Below are 24,123 nucleotides of genomic sequence, written 5' to 3'. Positions count from 1 at the left end.
TCTTTTAAGAAGACTTAAGTTATTAGTTTTGAAAAAGTGAGTTATTAAACCTTCCTACTATATTTATTTTTATATATTTATCAAATATTTTCATGATTGAAAAACTTAGAAATATTTTTACTACTGCTTTATATCAGGCTTTTGGCGGGAATATAACTTTAATTGAACCTTTAGTTGTACCTGCCAGTAATCCTAAATTTGGAGATTATCAATGTAATGTTGCTTTATCTTTAGCAAAAACTTTACAAAAACCTCCTAGATCGATCGCTCAAACAATTATTGATAATATTAATATAGATAATTTTTGTGAACCTTTAGAAATTGCTGGCCCCGGATTTATTAACATCAAAATTAACCCTCAATATATTACTCAACAAATTAATTTAGTTTATCAAGATGAGCGTTTAGGAGTCATAAAAACTGATAAAGCTGACACTACTATCGTTGATTTTTCTAGCCCAAATATTGCCAAAGAAATGCACGTTGGTCATCTTCGATCGACTATTATTGGTGATAGTATTGCCCGAATATTAGAATTTAGAGGACATCAAGTTTTAAGACTAAATCATGTGGGAGATTGGGGTACTCAATTTGGGATGTTAATTGCTTATTTACGCATAGAAAAACCAGAGGTTTTAACTACTGCTAACGCTGTTGAAATTGGAGATTTAGTTACTCTTTATAAACAAGCAAAATTAAAATTTGATCAAGATTTAGAATTTCAAGAAACCGCTCGTCAAGAAGTAGTAAAACTACAAAGTAAAGATCCAGAAAGTATCCAAGCATGGCAATTACTATGTGAACAATCTCGCAGAGAATTTGAAGTTATTTATCAACTTTTAGATATAAAATTAACAGAAAGAGGCGAATCTTTTTATAATCCCTTTTTACCTAAAGTTATCAAGGATTTAGAAACAGCAAATATCTTAACAGAAAATCAAGGAGCAAAATGTGTTTTTCTCGATGGTTTTGTCAATAAAGAAGGCAATCCTTTACCGTTAATTGTGCAAAAATCTGATGGGGGTTATAATTACGCTACTACTGATTTAGCGGCATTAAAATATCGTATTAATGAAGATAAAGCTACTCGCATAATCTATGTCACTGATGCAGGACAATCTAATCATTTTGCTCAAGTTTTTCAAGTAGCAAAAAAAGCTAATTTTATTCCTGATAATGTCGATTTAGTTCATGTACCTTTTGGTCTAGTTTTAGCAGAAGATGGCAAAAAAATCAAGACTCGATCGGGTGAGACTATTCGCTTAAAAGACTTATTAGATGAAGCTATCGATCGAGCAAAAAAAGACTTAGAAAATCGCCTAGAAATTGAGAAAAGAAATGAGGATGAAAATTTTGTTAATTTAGTAAGTAAAATAGTCGGTTTAAGTGCAGTAAAATACGCAGATTTAAGCCAAAATCGCACCACTGATTATAAATTTAGCTACGATAAAATGTTAGCATTACAAGGAAACACTGCCCCTTATCTTTTATATGCTTATGTGCGAGTACAAGGTATCAGTCGAAAAGGCAATATTGACTTAAATAGTTTAATTTCTGATAAAAATATTATCCTCACAGAAGATGGTGAATTAATATTAGCAAAACATCTTTTACAGTTCAATTTTATTATCCAAGAAGTAGAAAAAGATTTATTACCAAATCGTCTTTGTTTATACTTATTTGAATTAAGTCAAAAATTTAATCAATTTTATGATCAATGTCCGATTTTACAAGCAGAAGAAAAGGTAAAACTATCTCGTTTAGTTTTAGCAGATTTGACGGCAAAAATTATTAAACAAGGTTTATATTTATTAGGCATTTCTGTATTGGAAAGAATGTAATTAATATCTCAAAGTTGTTAATGAAAAAATTTTTGCACTTAATCAGTTTATAGTGAATAATGATCAAACTATTGTTTTTATAAATTTTAAATATGCGTATTTTTATAACAGGTGCTAGTGGTTGTATCGGTCATTATATAGCTGATTTTTTAATTCAAAATACAGATCATGAATTATTTTTTTTAGTCAGAAATCCTAGTAAATTAAAATTTAACTATAACGATCGAGAAGGAATCCATATTATACAAGGAGATTTAGCCAAAATTCTCGATTATCAAGAATTATTAAGTACCATAAATATAGCAATTTTAGCAGCCACTTGTTGGGGAGGTGAAGAAGAATCTTATCAAATAAATGTAGAAGCTAATATTAATTTAATTAACAGTTTAAACGATGATAATTGTCAACAAATAATTTACTTTTCTACAGCGAGTATTTTAAATCAAAATAATCAACTTTTATCCGAAGCAGGAGAAATTGGAACAGATTATATTCGTACAAAATATCAATGTTTTACTAAACTATCTGAATTAAAATTGTATGATAAAATTATCACTGTGTATCCTACCCTTGTTTTTGGCGGCGACGAAAATAAACCCTACTCTCATCTTTCCGCAGGATTAAAAGATTTACCAAAATTAATCAATTTAATTCGTTGGTTTGAGGCTGATGGTAGTTTTCATTTTATCCACGCTAAAGACATTGCCAAAGTTATTATTTATTTAATAGAAAATAGAAATAATTTAGATAGAAGTTTTGAGAAAAAATTTGTGTTAGCGAATCCATCTTTAAAAGTTAATGAAGCCATTAAAGAAATTAGTAATTATTTTGGAAAAAAAGTTTATTTTCAAATTCCATTATCAATTTTACTAGCCAAATTTTTTATTAAAGTTTTTAATGTACAAATGGCAGATTGGGATTATTTTTGTTTAAATTATCGTCATTTTGTCCATAAGAAATTTGTTAATCCTAAAACATTTAATTTAGATTCTTATGCTCCTAATTTAACAACTCTCCTTGCAGTTTCTAAAGTTTAAAAACATTAACCTTGATATGGCATTAAAAATAATTATTCTTGGTAATTCTAGCTCAGGAAAATCTAGTTTAGCCTTAAAATTAAAGCAAAAATTTAGTTTAACTCATCTTGATCTTGATATTTTGGCATGGGAAAAACAAGAAACTCCTGTGAGACGTTCTTTATCTTCTAGTATGGAAGACATAAATCATTTTATTAACTTAAATAAAAATTGGGTTATTGAAGGATGTTATGGAGATTTAATCGCAGAAATTTTATCTTATGGTAATTTTTTAATTTTCCTAAACCCTGATCTAAATACTTGTCTAAATAATGCTAAAAATAGAGATTGGGAAAGTCATAAATATGAAAATTTAGACGATCAAAATGCTAATCTAAAAATGTTAGAAACATGGATTAAAGATTATTTTATAAGAAAAGATGAGTTTTCTTTTACTAATCATCAAAAATTATTTCGATCGTTCTCTGGTAAAAAAGTAGAATATAATCAAAATTGGAATGAAGATCTTATTAGATTTATTGGTGAATTTAATCAAGATGATTAATTAAGAAAGAATGTTAATATCAAAAATAGTAAAAATACTCATTTATTTATGACAGATACAGACACTAGACTGACGGAATTAGAAACTAAAGTCACAGAATTAACTAATCTTGTTAATCAACTTCAAGGACAAATAATTTTATTACCTGATGTAGTTAGATATGGCAAACTTCAACAGTTATTACAAGAAGGAGATATTCGATCGGCTGATGAAGAAACGACTAAAATTATCTTAGAGGTGGCAGGAAAACAAAGAGATAATTTAACTCCTGATGATGTTGCTAAATATCCTTGTAACTCTTTGAGCGTAATTGATGCACTATGGAAAAAATATAGTGAAGAAAAATTTGGTTTTAGTATTCAATTGAAAACCTATTATCAAGTAGGGGGAAATATTGATACTTTGAGAACTCAAGATACTAAAATATTAGTAGAATTTGCTGATTCTGTAGGATGGTTAAATGAGAAAAAACAAGCCCGATTTGAGGAATATGATAGTTGGAATTTTAGCTTATCTGCACCTGATGGGTGTTTTCCTGCTCACTGGTGGAAATCTCCTTATGGTTTAAAGATGGTGACATTTTTCTTTTCTCGTCTGATTTCTTGTAATTTGGCATAACAAAGATCATATTCTTATTTGTGATAATTTGATTTTTTTTGCTAATTCCGTATGAAGTTGATGACTAGCTTTATAGGCTAAATAATGGGCACGAGGTATTTTTCCCAATAAACTTAAGTCTCCAATTAAGTCTAATAGTTTATGTCTGACGGCCTCGTTTTCAAATCGCAAGGGGGGGTTTAACCAACCTTTATCATCACATACTAAGGCATTTTCGAGAGTACCGCCTTTAATTAATCCTGCTGTTTGTAGCTGTTTAATTTGATCTGCAAATCCAAAAGTACGGGCGGGGGCGATCGCCGTTACAAAATGTTCTCTTTCAGGATACCAACTATACCATTGATTTTGTAAAACAGGGTAAGGATAATCAACACCATAACTAAACTTGATTTCTGGAGAAGGCAAAACGGCACAAAAAGCATCTCCTTTCCTCACCCAGATTTCTTCGGTAATAGTTTCGGTAATATCTCGAAAAGGATTTTCTGATTTATTGTCAATATGATTTACCCAGATTTGTGCTGAACCATCTAACAAAGGAACTTCGTAACCATCAATGGCAATTTCTGCATCTTCGACACCACAAGCAAATAAACTAGCCAATAAATGTTCTACGGTTCTAATTTTAGCTTCTCCATTACTCAATTCGGTAGATAAGGTTGTAGTTGCAATACAGTCGATCGAAGCCGGAATAATAGGTTTATCAGGTAAATCAACTCGTACAAAATAACGCCCCTTTCCTTTTTCTGCGGGGGATACTTTAACCGTAGTTTTCGCACCAGAATGAAGACCAATTCCTGATAATTTAAAGGAACTAAACATAGTTTTACCCAAAATTTTAAATAGAACTAATGAGAATCCACCGACACAATTTTTTTAACTTATCGGTGGGAGAATATCAATTTTGCTCAAACCTTCTTTATTCTTGTTCTTGCTCCTGCTCTTGTTCTTGCTCTTGTTCCTCTCCTGCTGGTGGTACTAATGCAATAGCAGCGATCGCATCATCGGAATCAAGTTTTTGCACCCGTACCCCACTAGCATTACGAGATTGGAGAGACACAGCATTGACATCACAACGAATGATAATACCACGAGTAGTAATAATCATAAACTCGTCATCTCCATTAACAATGTGTAAAGCGGCTAATTCTTCCTTCGGTTTACGGAAACGAATCGCTTTAACCCCAATACCTGCCCGTCTTTGTAAACGGAATTGAGACACGGGAACTCTTTTACCATAACCGCTAGTTGTCACCGCTAAAGCCCAAGGAGCATTTTTACTGGTATCATTATCGAGTATTTCTTCATTGTCATCGCTGTAAATATTATCTTCTTCCTCGTTTTCTCCTGCTTCGGCAATATTTGCCACAATTTGAGAGGGTAGAATATCCATACTAATAATTTGATCACCTGATCGTAACTTCATTGATTTTACTCCTTTTGCGGTTCGACCAAGAGGACGTAATTGTTGATTATCGGCATGAAAATGAATTGCCATACCACGACGAGAACCGATCAAAACACTATCATCTTCCGTTGCTAATCTTACCCATCGCAATTCGTCATTATCTTCCAAAGAAATGGCAATTAAACCGTTACTGCGAATATTGCCAAAGGCAGAAAGGGCAGTTTTTTTGATAAAACCTTTTTTGGTAAGCATGACTAAATATTCATGATCCGTAAATTCACTCACGGGTATGACAGAGGTAATTTTTTCATCACTAGCAACAGGTAATAACTGGACGATGGGTACACCCCTTGCCGTACGAGAACTTGAAGGAATTTGATAAGCACTAAGTCCATACACCACCCCTTTATCACTAAAGAATAACACTCGATCGTGATCACATCCTGTTAAGAAATGTTCTACCACGTCATCATCTTTAATTTTTGCGCCTGATTTGCCTCTGGTGGCACGATTTTGAGCTTCAAAGGTGTTAACTAGCATTTTTTTCAAGTAGCCTTGATTCGTCAACAAAATTACTACTCTTTCATTAGCGATTAAGTCAATATCCCCTAAATCCCCGTCATTTTGGACAATTTCCGTACGTCTTGGGGTGGCGTGAAGGGTTTTGATCTCTGATAACTCTTCTTCAATAATGGTAAAAATTCGCTCTCTACGGGCTAAAATATCGTTTAAATCGGTGATTTGTGCCATTAAATCTAAATGTTCCGCTTCGATTTTCTCTGCTTCAAGGGCAGTTAAACGACGTAATTGCATCTGTAGGATAGCATCGGCTTGGGTTTCTGACAGTTCAAAATTGGTGACTAACTCTTGTTTTGCGTTAGCCGTATCTGCTGCCCCCCGAATGATTCTGATAACTGCGTCAAGGTTGCCTAAAGCGATTAACAATCCTTGTAATAAATGATCTCTTTCTTCCGCTTTACGGAGTAAATAACGGGTACGTCTGACGATCGTTTCGACACGAAATTCGAGAAATACTTCTAAAAACTTGCGAATGGTTAACAACTGTGGCTCATTGTTCACTAAAGCCAACATATTTGCTCCAAAATTGCTCTGAATTGCCGTTTGTTTGTATAAATTATTTAAGACAACTCTGGGGTAAGCATCCCGTTTCAATTCTATAACAATGCGCATCCCATTGCGATCGCTCTCATCTCGAATGTCAGAAATACCGTCAATTTTTTTATCATTAACTAACTCGGCAATTTTTTCTATAAGGGCAGCTTTATTGGTTTGATAAGGTAACTCCGTAACAATAATCGCTTCTTTATCCTGTCTGCCTTTATTGGATACCGTCTCAATATTAGCTACACCGCGCATGGTAATTGAACCTCTGCCAGTAGTATAAGCATCTTTAATACCTTGTCTGCCCAAAATTTGAGCCCCTGTGGGCAAATCAGGACCGGGTATGTATTGCATTAACTCTAAATCTGTAATCTCTGGATTATGAATCATTGCGACTGCACCGTCAATCAACTCCCCTAAGTTGTGAGGGGGTATATTAGTTGCCATACCAACAGCGATACCCGTTGCACCATTTAATAATAATTGAGGCACTCTTGCTGGTAATACAACAGGTTCTTGTTGTGAGCCATCAAAGTTATCGATAAAATCAACAGTTTCTGCTTCAATATCCCGTAATAGGCCGTTAGTAGCTAAAGACTGTAAGCGACACTCCGTATAACGCATGGCTGCCGGGGGATCATTATCTATACTACCAAAGTTTCCATGACCATTTATGAGGGGGTTACGCATGGAAAAGTCTTGCGCCATCCTAACTAAAGCATCATAGACAGCAGTGTCACCGTGGGGATGATATTTACCTAAAACTTCCCCTACAACCCTAGCACATTTTCGGAAAGGTCGATCGGGCATTAATCCTAATTCATACATAGCGTAAAGAATGCGACGATGAACAGGTTTTAATCCATCCCTTGCATCGGGTAACGCCCTCCCAACAATAACGCTCATGGCGTATTCTAGGTAAGAGCGAGACATTTCGTTGGTTAAGTTCGTGGGTACTATGCGTTCTTGGATAGATGTCATAAGTATTTTTCTGCAATTATTAGTTATCTACTGTAATAATGAGTTTGAGGATGACAGTAGTTAATTTTAATGATTTAAGGTTAATATCATCACTTATGAGTGATTTTTAACTGTTAAACCGTTATAGTTCAATTAATCATTACATTTTAGCATATTCTGACCATTTACTATGACTCGATCAAGCAGTACTTCTGAAGTCGATCGAAGATTAGTAATAATGGTTAATTAAGGTTTACGGAGAAAGTCTTGTGATTATAGGGAATGTCAATGATGACTTATGATTTAGATGTTATTGTTATTGGTGGTGGTGCGGCGGGTTTTTTTGGAGCAATTAATACGGCTATAAATAATACAAATCTCAAAATCGCTATTTTAGAAGCCACCAATCAACTATTAGGGAAAGTAAAAATTTCTGGGGGAGGTAGATGTAACGTTACTCATCATTGTTTGAATCCCACAGACTTAGTCAATAATTATCCTCGTGGAGGGAAAGAGTTAAGAAGTGCTTTTTCTCGGTTTCAACCTCAAGACACAATAAATTGGTTTGAAAGTAGAGGAATAAAATTAAAAACTGAAGCAGATGGAAGAATTTTTCCTGTCACTGATGATTCTCAAACTATTATTGATTGTTTAGTCAAAACTGCACAAAATTTAGGAATAAAGATATTAACGAAAACTCCTGTCAAAAATATTATTAAGTCAGAATTAGGTTTTAATATCCTGCTCAAATCAGAAGATATATTGACAGCAAAGCAAATTTTAATTGCCACGGGGAGTAATCCTCTTGGTTATGAATGGGCAAAAAAATTAGGTCACTCTATCCAATCTCCTATTCCTTCTTTATTTACTTTTAAAATTAATGATAAAAGAATTAAAGATTTAGCCGGTGTTAGTGTTAATAATGCTTTTCTATACATAGATATTAAACAGAAGAAAAAACTTGAACAAAAAGGAGCTTTATTAATTACTCATTGGGGAGTTAGTGGCCCTGCTGTTTTAAAATTATCTGCTTGGGGTGCTAGAATTTTATATGATAATAAATATAATTTACCGTTAATAATTAATTGGCTTCCTGAATATAATTTAGAATCGATAAAACAAGAATTATTTAAGATAAAAGATACTGTATCTAAGCAAAAAATTATTAATTATAGTCAGTTTAATTTACCAAAAAGATTATGGCAAAGTCTTGCTAGTCATAGTTTAAGTAATGATGATAAAATTTGGGCTGATATTAATAAAAAAGAAATAGATAACTTAGCTATTGAATTAACTAGAGGACAATATTTTATTGAAGGAAAAGGAATTTTTAAAGATGAATTTGTTACCTGTGGTGGAGTAACATTGAAAGAACTAGATTTTAAAACTATGATGAGTAAAATTTGCCCTAATTTATATTTTGCTGGAGAAGTTTTAGATATAGATGGAGTAACGGGAGGATTTAATTTTCAAAATGCTTGGACAACAGGATATTTGGCTGGATTATCTTTGGCTGAAAATAATCGAATTATTTAAAAAATTATAGTCTTTTTCCAATAAAGAAACCACATTTTTATCTCTCGTAAAGTCACAAAAGACAATCCAAAGTTTGGTTTAAAGAAATGAAAACTTCTGCAAGGTTATTTTATCTTTTTATATATTATAATTTCAACAAAATCTTTTAGCTTAAATAAGATTAATATATGACTAAATTTACTTATCAAAGAAAAATATATTTTGCGGATACTGACGGGGCTGGAGTAGTCTATTTTTCTAATTTATTATCTATTTGCCATCAAGCCTATGAAGAATATTTAACTACTTTATCTATTAATTTATCAGATTTTTTTGCTAATAAATTAACTGCTATTCCTATTATTCATGCTGAAATAGATTTTTTTAAACCTCTTTTTTGTGGCGATATAATTATTATTTTTCTCGATCGAAAACTGGTTAACAATAAAGTATTTGAAATTAATTATGAAATCTATAAAGAGAATGATTTAGTGGCCAAGGCTTTAACCCGTCATATTTCTATTGATCCACAAACAAGAAAAACTCAAGAAATTCCTTTAATTATCAAAAATAATTTATAATTTTAATCAAATATTAACCTTAGAATAAAACTGTTTATGGTTATATAAAAAATGAACTCTTTTGAAAAAAATATTGTGTAAAAATGTTTGAACAAATTTTAATTCCTAATCCTTCTGCAAATATACCTTCGTCTTTACGCCCTCGTAAGGGTGTTATTATTGGACTTGGACAAGTTGGCTTGGCTTGTGCTTATTCAATGTTAATTCAAGATTGTTTTGATGAATTAATTTTACAGGATATAGCACAGGAAAAATTAGAAGGGGAAATAATGGATTTGTCTCATGGGATGCCTTTTCTACCTCCTACTGATTTAAAAGCTGGTACTGTAGCTGATGTGGGACAAAATGCAGATATAGTAATTATTACCGCAGGAGTAGCTCAAAGAGACGGAGAAACCCGTTTAAGTTTGGTTGAGCGAAATATTAATATTTACAAAAATATTTTAAAAGATGTGGTCAAATATTGTCCTGATGCAATTATCTTAGTGGTTAGTAATCCCGTGGACATTTTAACTTATGTGACTTTAAAAATTACTGGTTTTCCTAGTTCAAGAGTCATTGGTTCTGGTACTGTATTAGATAGCGCTCGTTTTCGTGCTTTAATTGCTCAAGAAATGGGTATTGATGCTCGTAGTGTTCATGCTTATATTATTGGTGAACATGGAGATAGTGAAGTGCCGATATGGAGTTGTGCCAATATTGCTGGGGTAAAAATTGTACCTAATGATTGGGATAGCTTGATAGAAACAGAACAAAATAAGCTATCTAGTATTTTTTCCCATGTGAAAAATGCGGCTTATGAGATTATTCAACGAAAAGGTTATACTTCTTATGCGATCGGATTAGCTACAACTGATATTGTAAAAGCTATTTTATATTCTCAAGAACGTATTTTAACCGTTAGTGGTTTAATGAATGGACTATATGGTATTGAAGATATTTGTTTGAGTATTCCTAGGGTAATCAATGAAAGAGGTATCCTAAAAACTGTCAATTTGAATCTAAGTGTTGAGGAAGAAAAATTATTAGTTCGATCGGCTACAATCTTAAAAGAGATAGTTAATCAAGTAAGTTTTTAGATAGATGATCAAAAATATGCTAAAAATTTCGATCGAAAAACTATGGGGAATAATGTAATATGGCAATGATTTTTAAAAATTAAAAACTAACCTTTTTATAGATTATTGCACTTGTCAAAAGTCCCCATTTTTTTGTTAGGACATACAATTTTTAATGAAGTTGTGGCTTTTTGTTTAGTAAAATCTAGGTTTCTAAATTACTGCAATATTTATTATAAATAGCTAATCCTGGTATTTCATCACTGAAAATAACTGGTTGTTTATATTCTTTTGGAGAATACTGTTGACGAATAGTAATTAAAGGATTGTAATATTTTTGCCATTCTTTTAATAATCCTAACAATTGTTGGAATTGTCCATAGGATTTTTGATGTCTATTTCTTAAGGCGATATACTGCAACATTGAAGCATAAGTTTCTGGTTTATTTTTTCCCACTGGAACTTGAATAATTTGTCCCAACTTCAAGAACAATTCGGCATTCAATTGTACCACTACCATAAACTCTTTGAGAGTATCTAAATCCTTATCATAAAAAGTGTCTGCAATTTCGGCAACGTTACGCAACAGAGCAAAATTACTCATATCGTATTGCTTAAACAGATAAAGTAGTTTTAAACCAAGTTTATCTTTGCAAACAATATCCAATTGATTAACGTAGGATTGAATCGCCGCTTTACCCTCATCAGTTTTGATTTTGGGTATAATATCTGTTAATTGGCGTTGTATTAATTCTTGAAATTCTGAAACAGTTAAATCTCTTTGTAAATACTCATATACATATTCATAAAATTCTTGTTGAGAGTAGCTACGATAACGGGTTTCTGTGGCTTCAATTTTTAAAAAACTTTCTTTTGTTTCTAAGGCGACTCTTAATAATTCAATACTATATTTTAAGCCCTCATAAGTACCTGTGTTAGACTCGAATTGACGATTTAAGGTTAAAAAGCTGATAAATTCTCGACTATTAAATTTATCATTATCCACCGTCCGAGCTAAAGCAGATATATTTTTAAGAGAATTAAAAGAATCTTTATATATTGCGATCGTACTTTCAGGAATTTCCAGTTTACGACTAAAAATACCATTCAAGATAGATTGAAACCATGTCATAAAAGATTGATTTCCCCAAAGTGGACGACTATACCACGATCGAGATTCATTATCTGTATTATTTTTATTTTGAGTAGAATTAGTCATATTTAATAAAATTTACTACAAAATCTAATATGGTAAAATTAACTATAGTATTACATATCAACATAAAAAGGACAATTAAATTTATATTAAATTTTTTTTATGAATATATCTTTAGCAGATTTAAGAAAAAACTATACTCAAGGGGGGTTACTTGAGGTAGAAGCTAGTCTAAATCCATTTGAGCAATTCCGAAATTGGTTTCAACAAGCCCTATCGGCAGAAATTATTGAACCTAATGCGATGACGTTAGCAACGGTCAATCAGAAAGGTAAACCTACTGCTAGAATAGTATTATTGAAAAATTTAGATGATCGAGGCTTTACTTTTTTTACTAATTATGAAAGTCACAAAGGAAAAAATTTAGAAACAACTCCTTGGGCATCTTTAGTATTTTGGTGGGGAGAGTTAGAAAGACAGGTAAGAATAGAAGGAGAAGTGGAAAAAGTTACTCCAGAAGAATCAGATCAATACTTTTGTAGTCGGCCTATCGGTTCACAATTTGGTGCTTGGGCATCTTCTCAAAGTCAAGTTATTCCTAATAGAGATGTTTTAGAAAGTAATTTAAAAGCTGTCATGCAAAAGTATAAAGACAGTAGTATTACTAGGCCCCCACATTGGGGAGGATATAGAGTGATTCCTCACATAATCGAATTTTGGCAAGGTAGAGAAAATCGTTTGCACGATCGACTATGTTATAGACTGGAAAATAATGAATGGATTAGAGAGCGTTTGGCACCATAGAAAACTTATACTAACTAGACTTGTGCAAAAAGTCAGGCAAGACGCAATCGTTATGATTATGATAATTAATCATATTTTTTATTTTGTAAGAATTGTATTGATTATCGTCGATCGAATTTAGTAGATAAAGAGCCGTATTTGTGCCAATATTCTTTTAAATCATGATAAGGAGTATGTAAACTAGCTTTAGCTTGATAGAGAATAACTTGACGACGATTTCCGATGGTGATTTTTTTTCTTGATTCTACAGAAATTAAACTTCCACCTAAAATAGTAATATATTGTTCAAATCGTTCTACCATAGAATATTCCACCGTTTCCAAAACAAAGAAATTACCATCACAGATTAAATGATTACTTTTAATCCAGACTTGCAGTTTTTTTGTCGCTGAAAGAGAAGTTACTTTTTCCCCTAGGGTAACATTACTCATATCGATATTTTCTTTAAAACCAATTTGTTTATATTTATATTGAGAAAAAGCCTAGAAACCTTGATTTTTTTAATTATTTAACCTAATACCTACTGCTTAATCAAAAGACTTTTTAATCACACCCTAATATAGAATTGCTATATGTCAGATATTTTATTACACAGACAACAATTTTCCGGTTTAGAAAATAAGTATTATTTTAATTTTGGCGGACAAGGGGTATTACCTCGATCGAGCTTAAAAAAAATTATTGATTGCTATAATTACATTGAGCAAGTAGGCCCTTTTGGTGTCAAAATCAATAGTTGGATACAAAAAAATATTCAAGATACTAAAAATACGATCGCCACTGAAATTAGCGTAAATCCTGATACGATTACTTTGACGGAAAATGTAACCGCCAGTTGTAATATTGCTTTATGGGGTATTGAGTGGCAGGAAGGAGAAGAGATTTTATTAACAGATGCTGAACATCCGGGAGTTATTGCTAGTGTTAAAGAAATTAGTCGTCGTTTTGGGGTTAAAGTTGTTGTCTGCCCCATCGTTACAACTCTTAATGAAGGTAATCCCATCAACGTCATTGAAAATCATTTAACTGCCAATACAAGACTATTGGTAATGAGTCATATTTTGTGGAATACGGGGCAGGTGTTACCCTTAAAAGAGATTGTCTCATTGTGTCATAACTATTGCCATAGTCGTCAAAAAATTCAAGTTTTAGTAGATGGAGCACAATCGGCGGGGAGTTTACCTCTGAATTTAGTCGACTCTCAGGTGGACTTTTATGGTTGTACAGGACATAAATGGTTATGTGGTGCGAGTGGAGTTGGTTTTCTTTATGTCCGTCAAGATTTAATCTCCTCCTTACATCCTACTTTTATCGGATGGCGAGGTTTGAATTATACTCAACCGGATTTACCTTTTAATAATGATGGAAGTCGTTACGAGGTGGGAACTTCAGCCTATCCCTTATTTTCTGCTTTACAAGAATCGATCGAGATTCATCAACAATGGGGTACGATCGAAGAACGTTATCAGAGAATTTGTGAATTGAGTGGTTATTTATGGTCAAAATTAAGCAAAATTGATGGTATTGAATGCCTAAAAAATACCCCTCCAGCATCGGGGTTAGTGTCGTTTTACCTGAGAAATGGACAAGATGCCAACAAAATAGTCAAAATGCTGGAAGAAAAAGGGTTTTATTTGCGCACTTTACTTAACCCTTATTGTATCCGTGCCTGTGTTCATTACTTAACCTTAGAATCAGAAATTGATGCATTAGTCAAAACCTTATCAAATCTTTAATCGATCGTTTATTATATTTATAAAGAAAGAATTATAAATAGAGAAAAGTTTTTATCAACAGTTAGTTAGGGCTTTTTTTGTTTATAATAAATAAGTATATTAGCCCATAAAAAAATTATCTATTTATTCAAGTAAATCTTTCAAATTTAGTTCTTCAAATGTGTTAAAAAAAGTGACTAAACGATTAGCTATTTTATTAACTCCACCCTGAATATTTGTCTCAATATTTAAAGGTAAAACAGGATCATGGAGAGATAAACGTAATAAAAACCAGCCTTTTTCTTCGGGTAATTTACAGGAAACTCTAATGCCTTCATAATTATTTGGTATAATTTTCCAATCAGGTTGATTAGCACTAAATTCTGTTAATTTTTCAATAACTTTAGTTCCATAATCTTTGAAATTTTCGGCTTTAATTATTAACCTAAATTCTTCACTTTCTAAAGGTTCTTCTAAATTATTAATTAATGCAGTTAAGTCTTTATTATCTAGTTTTAATTTAGCTAATTCTATCAATAATTTTGTGATTAAATACGCTCCATCATCGAGAAAATAGTTTTCTTTTAATGCAGCGTGTCCTGATGTTTCGATCGCTAACCATGATTCTATACCTTCTTGATTCAATCGCAAAGACTCATTAATTACATTTTTATAACCTCTTTTAAAACGGTGATGTTTTCCCTTTAATTCTTGTTCGATAAACTTGGTTAAACCGTCAGAAGTGATAGAGTCAGTAACGATCGTACTGTGAGGATGTTCTTTTAAAATTATGGCACTAATTAAAGCAATTAATTTGTTACGATTTAACTCTTTTCCTTGACTGTCAACCGCCGCACTTCGATCGACATCTGTGTCAAAAATAATACCAAAATCTGCCCGATGATTAATAACTGCCTGACAAATAGACATCATGGCTTCCTTATTTTCTGGATTAGGGATATGATTGGGAAAATTGCCATCAGGTTCTAAAAATTGACTGTTTTCTATATCCGCGCCTAAAGGTTGCAAGACTTTCGTGGCATAAAAACCTCCTGCACCATTCCCCGCATCCACAATAATTTTTAAGCCTTGTAAGGGGGTATCAAAATGATGAGGGTGATTTACCCCTTCTCGAATTTTTTGTACAAATTGACTAGCATAAACTGACATAAAATCTCGTTTTTCGATGCAACCCTTTCCTTGATTAATAGGAAATTCGTTTTTTTGTGCCAAAGTAAGAATATCGGTGATATTTTGTTTTTCTAAACCACCTTTATTTGTAAAAAATTTTAAGCCATTGCGATTAAAAGGTAAATGACTGGCAGTTAACATAATGCCACCATCACACTCAAAACCATCGGTAACGGTACTCATAAACATAGCAGGAGTTGAAGCGATACCAAAATCATATACTATTACTCCTAATTGCTCGATCGAGTTCATAATAGCATTCATCAAAGTTTCTCCAGATAAACGACTATCTCTACCGATGGAGATGGTTAACTCAGAAATAGACTTATTTTGTTGTTGACTTAACCAAACAGTAAAAGCCTTACCAATAATAGCTACAACATCAGGAGTAAGGTTAACCTCTTCTCCTTCCACCCCTGTTAACGCAACCCCCCTAATATCCGAGCCGTTTTGCAATTTTTGCCAATTAATATTTACCATGATCAATAAATTTGTAAGTTACTGAATTATCTCTATAACTTTATGTTGACTAGATAATCCTGATTTAATATTAACCTGAGATTTTTTTACCTTGAATTGTTTTGCAATGAGAGAAATTAATTCTTGATTGGCTTTACCATCGACAGGAGGAGATTTTAGATTTATAATCCAGACACCTTCGTTGTTTTCTTCTATTTTTTGTTGTTTGGAGTTTGGTTTAACTTTGACATTGATTTTCATTATTAGTGATCAATTTCTCTATATTTTAACTTTTGTTACTATTTTGAATTACACCCGTTTTTATTTCTTTAAAACACACTTTGCATTCTCTCTCACCACTTTGCGACTTTGCGAGAGATAAAAAAATGTAGTTTATTCATTGGAAAAGCTCTGTAATGTTGTTAATCATAAAAATATCTCATCATACAAAATTTACGGAAAAATTTTTGATCGAAAAACAAAAAACAGTGGTAGCTTAAAAATATAAGCAGTTGAGAGGTAATTCTCCATGTCAGAATCACGATCGTTCGTAAAATCTACCAGTTATGATTTTGAACAAGAGGTGTTAAGTAGATTTCGTTATTTCGTGGCGATCTTACCTCCAGAATGTAAAATTTATAGGGAAACTTGGAATTACTCTACGGTTTTATGTCTTAATTTTGAAGATTGTCCTCATTTTTTGGAAGTAATTAAAGAAAATACAGATGTTTTAATTTCTATGGTTCAACGTTTTAGTCTAGCAACTTGTATTCTTTTCCGTTGTGGTAATCAGTTGAGGGCATGGCGAAGAGTTTAAAAACATTAACACGAAAGAAGAAGAAAAGGATGTAATTTTATGAACAATAATCTTATTCTTTCTCAATACAAAATCATTGATATTTTAACAGATTTAGACTATCAAAAAGTATATTTAACTGAAAATATCAAACAAAATAATCAACTATGTATTGTTAAACAATATTTTTTAAATTCATTTACTGATGATGCCATCACAAAATTTATTGAATCTCGAAAAAAAATTAACGATTTTTGTCAAAATGATTCTTATTTTAGATGTCCTCCTGTCATAGACATTGTTAAATTAAATAATCAGATTATGTTGGTGGAAGATATTATTCAAGGAGTTAGCTTAAAACAGTTAATTAAAAATAATCGTTTATGGTCTGAATCTGACACGATCGAAAATTTAAAGTATACTTTAGAAAGCCTTAATATTTTTCATCAAAATAATTTTCTTCATGGCAATATTAATCCCGAAAATATTATTCAATTATTAATGACTAATCCTGTATTATTAATAACGAATTTAGATGTTAATATTGTCGATCGAGGAGATTTAATAGAAACAGTAACCGTAGAAGATAGACTTTATTTATCACCAGAAAAAATTAGAGGAAAATTAATTTATGCTAGTGATATATATAGTTTAGGTATGGTAATTATAACCATGATTATTGGTAAAAAAATTTATGAATTAAAAGAAGATGAAGAAGGAAAAATTATCTGGGAACAAGAAATAAAAGTTAATAATAAATTAGTATATATTCTTAATAAAATGATCGCTCCTCAAATATCTAAGAGGTATCAAAATATAGAAGAAATTTTAATAGATATTAATAATTATTTATCTTCAGTTGAACAGAAAAGTTCAGGTCAAAATCATAACCAATATTCTCCCACAGAAATCATTATTCCTACCCCCCTCTATCAACATAGTAATACGTCTTTAAAAAATAATCTTTTAAGACACAACTTAAGTTCTGATATTTTAAGAACAATTAAAACACCTCAAACTATAGTTATTATTATTACTACATTTTTAATAGTAGCAGGAGCATTTTTAAAAACTTATTTATACTATCGTAAAGTTAATAATATAATCACAGATTTACACACCTTTTATAGTGAAAAAAAATATGATGATTGTATCGCTTTAATTGATTCTGATAAAGTACAATCTTTATCGATCGTAACCAAGATTACAGAACAATTTTTAGACAAATGTAGGTTAGGTTTAGCCCAAACAGAAGCAAATAAAAACAATTATAGTGAAGCGATCGATATTGCTCTTAAAATAGCTAAAAATTCTCAAGAATATGATCAATCATTACAATATATTGATGATTGGTCAGGAAAAATCATTGAAAAAGCCAGAGATATAAAGGAAAACCAAAACAATTTAAACTTAGCATTAGAGACATTAAATAAAGTACCTCAAAGTAGTTCTAGAAAAAAAGAAGCCCTTGATTTAAGCCAAAAATGGAAAGGAAAGAGAAATACTGTGATTCCATTATGTCCGGGACCTTTATGTCCAAATTAAATAAGCTAAAATCAATAAAAATTACATCTTTTAAGATTATTATAAAATCATTAAAATTTTCATATAGTGAGTTTTCTTTTTTCAGACATTCGAGATTACATCTTAACTATTCACAAAAGAATGTAAATTATTATTATCAGTAATAGTCTCACAGGAGTATTCAATGTAAGGTAAAGAAGCTCCGGATAACCCTTTTTTGATTCTATCAGGAGTTTGAGGGAAAACGATAAATAATGGATGAATTTCCTCTGCTAAATCACTAAACATATGTTCTTCCGTCTGTGGCATAACCCATTCATATTCCTTATGAAGATAAATTTGTGATTGTCGCCAACGTCTTAGTAAATTGGAGAAGTCTTCTTCTGGACGATGAATAAAAATTAATATTTCCACTCCCATTTTAATTTTCCACTCAGGATCACACATTAAAACGGCTATATCACAAGGAATAGGTGTTATTTCATTTAAACAAACTTCACTTAAATTATCTCCCGATACAGTTCTTAAGTTTCGGACTTTTGCTAAGGGTAAAGGTATAGAGATAACGCTATCTCTTGGTCTTCTCATACTAGGGATCATTTCTAAATATTGACGATACTGACTTAACAAAGAAACAATACGATCTCGACTACTATAATCACCTAATACCGTTTCATAATCTGATTGTTTTACACTCATGATATTAATTAGATAGAAAATAAATAATAGTAGAGACATTTTGGTTTGGTAAAACATCTCTACAAAGGTTTCAGACATTGAACAAATATATTCGATCGATGTCTATTCTTCATGATTTTTTAGCCAAGTTGATCGAATATAGCGAACATTGGTAAATACATAGATAATAAAATTGTCCCTACCATTCCCGCAATACCCACCATCATTAAAGGTTCAATAACGCTAGTTAAGGCTTTTACGGCTTGTTCAACTTCATCTTCATAAAAGTCTGCTACTTTCATCATCATAGAGTCTAATTCCCCTGTTTCCTCACCAATCATCATCATCTGTATTGCCATAGTTGGAAATACTTTTTTCTCAGCGATCGCCACACTAAGCATTCCTCCTTCTAAAATCGCATCTTTTGCTCCTCCCACAGCATTGGAAATAACTTTATTAGAGATCGTTTCTTGAACAATATCTAAACATTGAAGTATCGGTACACCTGAACGAGTTAAAGTACCAAAAACTCGACAAAAACGGGCTACAGCACTTTTTTCGTTTAAGTCTCCAAAAATAGGAGCTTTTAAGGCGAAAGTATCAATTTGTATTCTACCTGCTGGAGTTTTGTAATACTGCTTAAAAGCAAACACAAGACCAATAATTACAAAAACAGGAATAACAGCTTTAGGACTTCTTAAAAACCCACTCAAATCCACCATAAATTGAGTTAAAGCAGGTAATTCTGCACCTAATTGCTCAAAAATTCCAGCGAATACAGGAATTAAGAAAATAGTCATCCCTAAAAAAGCCAATACGGCAAAAATTCCCACCGTAACAGGATAAGCCATAGCAGATTTTATTTGATTTTGTAACCGTGCCACATCTTCTAATAGTTTTGCTAAACGGTTCATTACCTCATCTAAAACCCCCCCAGTTTCTCCAGCTTCTACCATCGATACATAAAGTTGATCAAAACAATCAGGATGTTTCGCCATTGCTTCAGAGAGGTTTGTTCCCTGTTGTACATCACTACTAATAGTCTGTAAGGCTTTCTTAAATTTTGGGTTGCCAGATTGTTCCGCTAGTACTGTTAAAGTTCGGATAATAGCCACACCAGCATTAACTAACACGGCGAATTGACGAGAAAAAATTGCTTTATCTTTCACCGTAACTTTACTCATGGCTGCTTCAATACTAGCCATGTCAAATTCCATTCCAGCTTTTTTGATTTTACCAACGGCGGCAAATCGTTTTTTCAAAATTCTTCTTGCTTCATCTTGAGAGTCGGCAACCACTCTTTCATTGAGGACATTACCTGCTTTATCTTTAACTTGAACAATAAAAGTAGCCATAATTTTCAGTTAATAATTAATAGTTAATAGTGAGAGGAGAAGACTAGGGGAATTTATTGATTGTTAATTCCTCATTCCTAATTTCTCATTCTTAGCGTCTTTTACCACCTGTCATTGCCATATCTGCATCAATGCCACTACCTGCTAACAAACGTTTTAATTCATCAGGTTTACTACTCTTGGCTAATCCTTCTTCTATGCTAATAATTCCTGTTTTAACATACCCTGCTAAGGCTTGTTCCATAGTTTGCATTCCTAATTTTCCTCCTGTTTGAATAGCTGAGTAAATCTGGGCGGCTTTTGCTTCCCGTATTAAGTTAGCGATCGCAGGGGTAATAATCATGATTTCTTGAGCCATTGCTCGTCCAAATTCTCCCGGTTTAGGGTTTTTCTTTTTCGCCAAGGTTTGAGCGAATACCGCTAATAAAGAGTTAGATAACATTGCCCGAATTTGTGCTTGTTCTGCCGCTGGAAATACATCAATAATACGATCAATTGTACCTGCCGCCGAACTGGTATGGAGAGTCCCAAATACGAGGTGTCCCGTTTCCGCCGCACTAATCGCCAAAGCAATAGTTTCCAAATCTCGCATTTCCCCCACCAGAATAATGTCAGGATCTTCCCGCAGTGCCGCTTTTAACGCATTACCAAAACTTTTGGTATCTTCTCCTTTTTGTCGCTGATGAAATAAGCTATTAATATTGGGAAATACATACTCGATCGGGTCTTCAACTGTTAAGATATGTTCAGCACGAGTACGATTAATTAAATCCAACATTGCCGCTAAAGTCGTAGTTTTGCCTGAACCTGTTTGACCAGTTACAAGAATAAGACCTCTAGGTCGATCGGTCATTTCCTTGACAATATCAGGTAAACCCAATTGATCGAAGTTAGGGATTTTAGAAGATAACGCGCGTAAACAAGCCGCATAACAACCTCTTTCTTTATAAACATTAACCCGAAATCGAGCTAAACCCTTAACACCGTAAGAACAATCCAACTCCCATTCCTGTTCGAGAGTTTTCCGTTGAGTGTTATTCAACATACTAAAGATTAATTTTTGACACTCTTGAGGATTTAAAGGCTCTTCACCGATGGGAGTCAATTTACCGCTGATACGAAAGTAAATCGGTGCTCCTGCCTGAATGTGCATATCTGAGCCACCCAATTCTACCAACTGTTCCATCAAATCTTCGATCATTAATTCCATAATTCCATTCTCCAAGATCTAAAACTTATTTTTAATATAACTGCTCCTTAAGACTTATACAAAATTAAACATCGTCAGATAATAACTCCGAATAAATCATCGATCGTTAATGGAGCAGAATTGTTAACGATCGTTACAATATTTTATAAACTTTATATTTTTAATTATGTCCATTTTCTCAAAATTTTATAACATTTTTGAGAGGAATCATTTTTTCTTTTCGTATTCAACAAATAAATTTTAATTAAAAGGAATTATTTCGATACTTTGAGCAGGGTTGTCAATAAATTGTTAACACCTTTATTTAACTAAAAAAGTTTTATATTTCAGATAAATATCTAATCCCGGAATAGATTGTTTAAACTCAGGAGGAAGAGTAAATTCTGACTCTGAATAATGACTTCTAATGTCTCGAATAATTAAATAAAAATGAGTCCATTGTGTCATCATTTCTAGGAGTCTTTGAAATTGACCATAGGAAACTTGATGTTTTTGTTTCATAGCAATATATTGAAGCATTCTCGCATAATCTTCATCTCTAGTTTTATCTAAAGGTAACTCAATAATTTTTCCCAATTGTTCAAAACGCTTCTGGTTTGCTTTTACAAGAATAACAATATCATTAAAATCTCCTAAATCTCTGTCTAATAGATACTGCACCATATCCGACATCACTCGCAGTAAAGAAAAATCTTCTAATTGATACTTTTTAAAAAGGAAAATTAATTTCAAACCTAAGTCATCTTGTCGTGCTACAGTTTTAAAAGTTTCTGCATAAATATTGAGCGCATTTTTTCCTTCTTCTGTTTGAATTTCTGATAAAATTTGTGCAAGTTTTTCTTCTAATGAAATAACAAATTCTTCCGATGATAGTTGTTTTTCCAGAAGATTGAAAACAAAGTTATAAAATTGCTGTTGTTTACTACTACGGTAAGATAATTCAATTTGTTCTATTTTCAAAAAACTATTTTTAGCTTCAACGGCCACACGAAATAAGGCGACATAGTTTCTCAACCCTTTATATTCCCCGATCTCATTAGCAAATAAGCTACTAATTTTAACAAATTCTAAAAATTCTAAATTACTAAATTTATCACTATCTAAGGCTTTACCTATAGGAGTTAATAGCTTCAATTCTCCAAATACTCTCTGATGATGATCAATAACTTCTTGAGGTACAATATCATGGGGTTTATGGATGATAGATTCTATTTTTTCTAGCATACTTTTATCCCCCCATAGAGGTTTATTCCACCATGGTTCTATTTTATTCTCTATTTGTTTATCCATAATTATAATAATTGAAATAATATTGTTAAATCAACGACCATTTTAACAATAAATCAATAGAAAAATATAACTATCACTCAAATCTTCCATCAACTATTAAATTCACTGATTAAAGTAAGTATAAGAACAAAAAATACAAATAATTCACTTAAATTTTAATAAAATCTCTATACTTTAAATAAATCAACTCTCCAGGAATATTTTCCATAAATTTTGGCGAAATTTTGTATTTGTGATTAGGATATTGATGTCTAACATCTATCACAGTTTCATAATGTTTATACCATTTTTGCAGGTTTTCTAATAATTGTTGAAAACGGTAAACAATATTTTCATATCTATAAGATAAAGCAATATATTGAATTATTTTTGCATAGGTAATAACTTTATCTTCATGATTAGGAATACCAATTAATTGTCCTAATTTTTCTAGCTCGTCATAATTAACTTTTACAATTAGTACTAGGGCTTTTAAGTTATCTAAATCTTGTTTTTTAAGTTGTTTAAGAATATCATTCACAATGCTAAAAATCGCATAATCAGCTATGTTATATTTTTTAAATAAAAGTAATAAATTTAATCCTACTTCTTCTTGAGTAATAGCATCTAAAGCTGTTTTATAAGCTAATAGAGCTTTTTGAGTCGGTTCATTCAGGATTTTTTCTAATAATTCTTGTATTTCATTACTAACTAATTGGTGAAAAAGAATGGGATCATAACTTACGTGTAACTGTTCTTCTACAAAGTTATATAATTCTAATTGACTTCTACCTTGAAAATCTAACTCAATTCTTCTAATAACACGAAAATGATGAATATTTTTGATGGCAAAACTAAAAATTCTGATAAATTTTTGTAACCCTTTATAGTCATCTAAATTTTGTTCTAACTTATTTTTAATACTGATGTAAAACAAAAATTCAGAAGTATATTGTTCATTGTCCAACATCGTCAAAGTTGGTACTATTTTTCCCAACTCTTCCCATTCTGTATCATGAAGAGATAAAGCTAATTCTGGCACTGGTTGAGGGTTTAATGCACCTACAATTCTCTCAATTAAACTAACACTACCGACAAGAGGACGATTCCACCAAGATTTTAATGGGGTACGAGTTTTGTTTGTCATCGCTAGGTTACAATAATTTAATTTTAAAAGGCTCTAATTATAAAAATTATACTCCATATTTTTGGGATCTTACCTGAAGAACTATCAAATTGTTGATGAAGTAAGGTAACAGTTGATGAGTAATAGGTAGAAAAATTA

At 31.9% G+C, this 24,123-nt stretch carries 22 protein-coding genes; 11 read left to right on the top strand and 11 right to left on the bottom strand.

The features are described from left to right. Window positions 1-92: 92 nt before the first annotated feature. From argS to GM3709_RS03080, 4 genes are all read left to right on the top strand, one after another. Window positions 93-1,841: an arginine--tRNA ligase gene (argS, locus tag GM3709_RS03095; protein ID WP_066116187.1), complete on the top strand. Its 1,749-nt coding sequence runs from the start codon at window positions 93-95 to the stop codon at window positions 1,839-1,841. Between the two features lie 92 nt (window positions 1,842-1,933). After that, a complete protein-coding gene (locus GM3709_RS03090) occupies window positions 1,934-2,878 on the top strand; it encodes an NAD(P)-dependent oxidoreductase (RefSeq protein ID WP_066116184.1) in 945 nt (314 codons plus the stop codon). A gap of 16 nt (window positions 2,879-2,894) precedes the next feature. Next, on the top strand, window positions 2,895-3,422 hold the full coding sequence (locus tag GM3709_RS03085) for a shikimate kinase (RefSeq protein WP_066116182.1): 528 nt from the start codon (window positions 2,895-2,897) through the stop codon (window positions 3,420-3,422). Between the two features lie 48 nt (window positions 3,423-3,470). Further along, window positions 3,471-4,040, top strand: a complete 570-nt coding sequence (locus GM3709_RS03080) for a GUN4 domain-containing protein (protein WP_066116180.1) — start codon at window positions 3,471-3,473, stop codon at window positions 4,038-4,040. Between the two features lie 6 nt (window positions 4,041-4,046). Here the strand turns inward: GM3709_RS03080 and lpxC are convergent, their stop codons facing one another. Continuing rightward, on the bottom strand, window positions 4,047-4,859 hold the full coding sequence (lpxC, locus tag GM3709_RS03075; protein WP_066116178.1) for a UDP-3-O-acyl-N-acetylglucosamine deacetylase: 813 nt from the start codon (window positions 4,857-4,859) through the stop codon (window positions 4,047-4,049). A 97-nt stretch (window positions 4,860-4,956) separates the two neighbouring features. Beyond that, window positions 4,957-7,548: a DNA topoisomerase (ATP-hydrolyzing) subunit A gene (gyrA, locus tag GM3709_RS03070; RefSeq protein WP_066116176.1), complete on the bottom strand. Its 2,592-nt coding sequence runs from the start codon at window positions 7,546-7,548 to the stop codon at window positions 4,957-4,959. 267 nt (window positions 7,549-7,815) lie between these two features. Between gyrA and GM3709_RS03065 the strand changes: the two genes are divergently transcribed. The 3 genes from GM3709_RS03065 to GM3709_RS03055 all read left to right on the top strand — a co-directional run bounded on the left by GM3709_RS03065 (window position 7,816) and on the right by GM3709_RS03055 (window position 10,702). Further along, the gene (locus GM3709_RS03065; protein ID WP_082712930.1) at window positions 7,816-9,063 is read left to right on the top strand and encodes an NAD(P)/FAD-dependent oxidoreductase; all 1,248 of its coding nucleotides are present in this window, start codon (window positions 7,816-7,818) and stop codon (window positions 9,061-9,063) included. 167 nt (window positions 9,064-9,230) lie between these two features. Beyond that, complete coding sequence (locus tag GM3709_RS03060; RefSeq protein ID WP_066116173.1) at window positions 9,231-9,623, top strand: thioesterase family protein; 393 nt, start codon at window positions 9,231-9,233, stop codon at window positions 9,621-9,623. An 83-nt stretch (window positions 9,624-9,706) separates the two neighbouring features. Further along, window positions 9,707-10,702 (top strand): L-lactate dehydrogenase, encoded by a 996-nt coding sequence (locus tag GM3709_RS03055; protein ID WP_066116171.1) that lies wholly within the window; start codon window positions 9,707-9,709, stop codon window positions 10,700-10,702. A gap of 184 nt (window positions 10,703-10,886) precedes the next feature. On the opposite strand, the gene GM3709_RS03050 is transcribed toward GM3709_RS03055, so the two are convergent. Next, a complete protein-coding gene (locus tag GM3709_RS03050; RefSeq protein ID WP_231937608.1) occupies window positions 10,887-11,900 on the bottom strand; it encodes a hypothetical protein in 1,014 nt (337 codons plus the stop codon). Between the two features lie 99 nt (window positions 11,901-11,999). Between GM3709_RS03050 and pdxH the strand changes: the two genes are divergently transcribed. Then, a complete protein-coding gene (gene pdxH, locus GM3709_RS03045) occupies window positions 12,000-12,641 on the top strand; it encodes a pyridoxamine 5'-phosphate oxidase (RefSeq protein WP_066116168.1) in 642 nt (213 codons plus the stop codon). 101 nt (window positions 12,642-12,742) lie between these two features. Here the strand turns inward: pdxH and GM3709_RS03040 are convergent, their stop codons facing one another. Beyond that, on the bottom strand, window positions 12,743-13,072 hold the full coding sequence (locus GM3709_RS03040; RefSeq protein ID WP_066116166.1) for a CpeR family transcriptional regulator: 330 nt from the start codon (window positions 13,070-13,072) through the stop codon (window positions 12,743-12,745). 141 nt (window positions 13,073-13,213) lie between these two features. Between GM3709_RS03040 and GM3709_RS03035 the strand changes: the two genes are divergently transcribed. Further along, window positions 13,214-14,377, top strand: coding sequence for an aminotransferase class V-fold PLP-dependent enzyme (locus GM3709_RS03035; protein ID WP_066116163.1), 1,164 nt, complete (start codon window positions 13,214-13,216; stop codon window positions 14,375-14,377). Between the two features lie 123 nt (window positions 14,378-14,500). On the opposite strand, the gene GM3709_RS03030 is transcribed toward GM3709_RS03035, so the two are convergent. Next, the gene (locus tag GM3709_RS03030) at window positions 14,501-16,027 is read right to left on the bottom strand and encodes a phosphomannomutase/phosphoglucomutase (protein WP_066116161.1); all 1,527 of its coding nucleotides are present in this window, start codon (window positions 16,025-16,027) and stop codon (window positions 14,501-14,503) included. A gap of 18 nt (window positions 16,028-16,045) precedes the next feature. Then, complete coding sequence (locus tag GM3709_RS03025) at window positions 16,046-16,267, bottom strand: DUF167 domain-containing protein (protein WP_066116159.1); 222 nt, start codon at window positions 16,265-16,267, stop codon at window positions 16,046-16,048. Between the two features lie 268 nt (window positions 16,268-16,535). Here GM3709_RS03025 and GM3709_RS03020 point away from each other — a divergent pair, with 268 nt between their 5' ends. Beyond that, the gene (locus GM3709_RS03020; RefSeq protein WP_066116157.1) at window positions 16,536-16,823 is read left to right on the top strand and encodes a hypothetical protein; all 288 of its coding nucleotides are present in this window, start codon (window positions 16,536-16,538) and stop codon (window positions 16,821-16,823) included. Between the two features lie 39 nt (window positions 16,824-16,862). Beyond that, window positions 16,863-18,347, top strand: coding sequence for a protein kinase domain-containing protein (locus GM3709_RS03015; RefSeq protein ID WP_066116155.1), 1,485 nt, complete (start codon window positions 16,863-16,865; stop codon window positions 18,345-18,347). A gap of 102 nt (window positions 18,348-18,449) precedes the next feature. Here the strand turns inward: GM3709_RS03015 and GM3709_RS03010 are convergent, their stop codons facing one another. The 5 genes from GM3709_RS03010 to GM3709_RS02990 all read right to left on the bottom strand — a co-directional run bounded on the left by GM3709_RS03010 (window position 18,450) and on the right by GM3709_RS02990 (window position 23,985). Continuing rightward, window positions 18,450-19,025, bottom strand: coding sequence for a hypothetical protein (locus GM3709_RS03010; protein WP_066116154.1), 576 nt, complete (start codon window positions 19,023-19,025; stop codon window positions 18,450-18,452). Between the two features lie 119 nt (window positions 19,026-19,144). Beyond that, entirely contained in the window at window positions 19,145-20,359 is a 1,215-nt protein-coding gene (locus GM3709_RS03005) for a type II secretion system F family protein (protein WP_066116151.1), read from the bottom strand. Between the two features lie 91 nt (window positions 20,360-20,450). Further along, window positions 20,451-21,569, bottom strand: coding sequence for a type IV pilus twitching motility protein PilT (locus tag GM3709_RS03000; RefSeq protein WP_066116149.1), 1,119 nt, complete (start codon window positions 21,567-21,569; stop codon window positions 20,451-20,453). A 300-nt stretch (window positions 21,570-21,869) separates the two neighbouring features. Further along, complete coding sequence (locus GM3709_RS02995) at window positions 21,870-22,859, bottom strand: hypothetical protein (protein WP_066116147.1); 990 nt, start codon at window positions 22,857-22,859, stop codon at window positions 21,870-21,872. A gap of 148 nt (window positions 22,860-23,007) precedes the next feature. Continuing rightward, complete coding sequence (locus GM3709_RS02990) at window positions 23,008-23,985, bottom strand: hypothetical protein (RefSeq protein WP_066116145.1); 978 nt, start codon at window positions 23,983-23,985, stop codon at window positions 23,008-23,010. Window positions 23,986-24,123: the final 138 nt, after the last annotated feature.

It is taken from the genome of Geminocystis sp. NIES-3709, from assembly GCF_001548115.1.
Taxonomy (GTDB): Bacteria; Cyanobacteriota; Cyanobacteriia; order Cyanobacteriales; family Cyanobacteriaceae; genus Geminocystis.
Note: the sequence above shows the minus strand (reverse complement) of the source record. Positions and strands in the feature narration are given on the sequence as shown.

Bases quoted from the DNA above. Each gene is read 5' to 3' on its own strand.
- argS (WP_066116187.1), top strand. From the start codon at position 93: ATGATTGAAAAACTTAGAAATATTTTTACTACTGCTTTATATCAGGCT.
- GM3709_RS03090 (WP_066116184.1), top strand. From the start codon at position 1,934: ATGCGTATTTTTATAACAGGTGCTAGTGGTTGTATCGGTCATTATATA.
- GM3709_RS03085 (WP_066116182.1), top strand. From the start codon at position 2,895: ATGGCATTAAAAATAATTATTCTTGGTAATTCTAGCTCAGGAAAATCT.
- GM3709_RS03080 (WP_066116180.1), top strand. From the start codon at position 3,471: ATGACAGATACAGACACTAGACTGACGGAATTAGAAACTAAAGTCACA.
- lpxC (WP_066116178.1), bottom strand. From the start codon at position 4,859: ATGTTTAGTTCCTTTAAATTATCAGGAATTGGTCTTCATTCTGGTGCG.
- gyrA (WP_066116176.1), bottom strand. From the start codon at position 7,548: ATGACATCTATCCAAGAACGCATAGTACCCACGAACTTAACCAACGAA.
- GM3709_RS03065 (WP_082712930.1), top strand. From the start codon at position 7,816: ATGATGACTTATGATTTAGATGTTATTGTTATTGGTGGTGGTGCGGCG.
- GM3709_RS03060 (WP_066116173.1), top strand. From the start codon at position 9,231: ATGACTAAATTTACTTATCAAAGAAAAATATATTTTGCGGATACTGAC.
- GM3709_RS03055 (WP_066116171.1), top strand. From the start codon at position 9,707: ATGTTTGAACAAATTTTAATTCCTAATCCTTCTGCAAATATACCTTCG.
- GM3709_RS03050 (WP_231937608.1), bottom strand. From the start codon at position 11,900: ATGACTAATTCTACTCAAAATAAAAATAATACAGATAATGAATCTCGA.
- pdxH (WP_066116168.1), top strand. From the start codon at position 12,000: ATGAATATATCTTTAGCAGATTTAAGAAAAAACTATACTCAAGGGGGG.
- GM3709_RS03040 (WP_066116166.1), bottom strand. From the start codon at position 13,072: ATGAGTAATGTTACCCTAGGGGAAAAAGTAACTTCTCTTTCAGCGACA.
- GM3709_RS03035 (WP_066116163.1), top strand. From the start codon at position 13,214: ATGTCAGATATTTTATTACACAGACAACAATTTTCCGGTTTAGAAAAT.
- GM3709_RS03030 (WP_066116161.1), bottom strand. From the start codon at position 16,027: ATGGTAAATATTAATTGGCAAAAATTGCAAAACGGCTCGGATATTAGG.
- GM3709_RS03025 (WP_066116159.1), bottom strand. From the start codon at position 16,267: ATGAAAATCAATGTCAAAGTTAAACCAAACTCCAAACAACAAAAAATA.
- GM3709_RS03020 (WP_066116157.1), top strand. From the start codon at position 16,536: ATGTCAGAATCACGATCGTTCGTAAAATCTACCAGTTATGATTTTGAA.
- GM3709_RS03015 (WP_066116155.1), top strand. From the start codon at position 16,863: ATGAACAATAATCTTATTCTTTCTCAATACAAAATCATTGATATTTTA.
- GM3709_RS03010 (WP_066116154.1), bottom strand. From the start codon at position 19,025: ATGAGTGTAAAACAATCAGATTATGAAACGGTATTAGGTGATTATAGT.
- GM3709_RS03005 (WP_066116151.1), bottom strand. From the start codon at position 20,359: ATGGCTACTTTTATTGTTCAAGTTAAAGATAAAGCAGGTAATGTCCTC.
- GM3709_RS03000 (WP_066116149.1), bottom strand. From the start codon at position 21,569: ATGGAATTAATGATCGAAGATTTGATGGAACAGTTGGTAGAATTGGGT.
- GM3709_RS02995 (WP_066116147.1), bottom strand. From the start codon at position 22,859: ATGGATAAACAAATAGAGAATAAAATAGAACCATGGTGGAATAAACCT.
- GM3709_RS02990 (WP_066116145.1), bottom strand. From the start codon at position 23,985: ATGACAAACAAAACTCGTACCCCATTAAAATCTTGGTGGAATCGTCCT.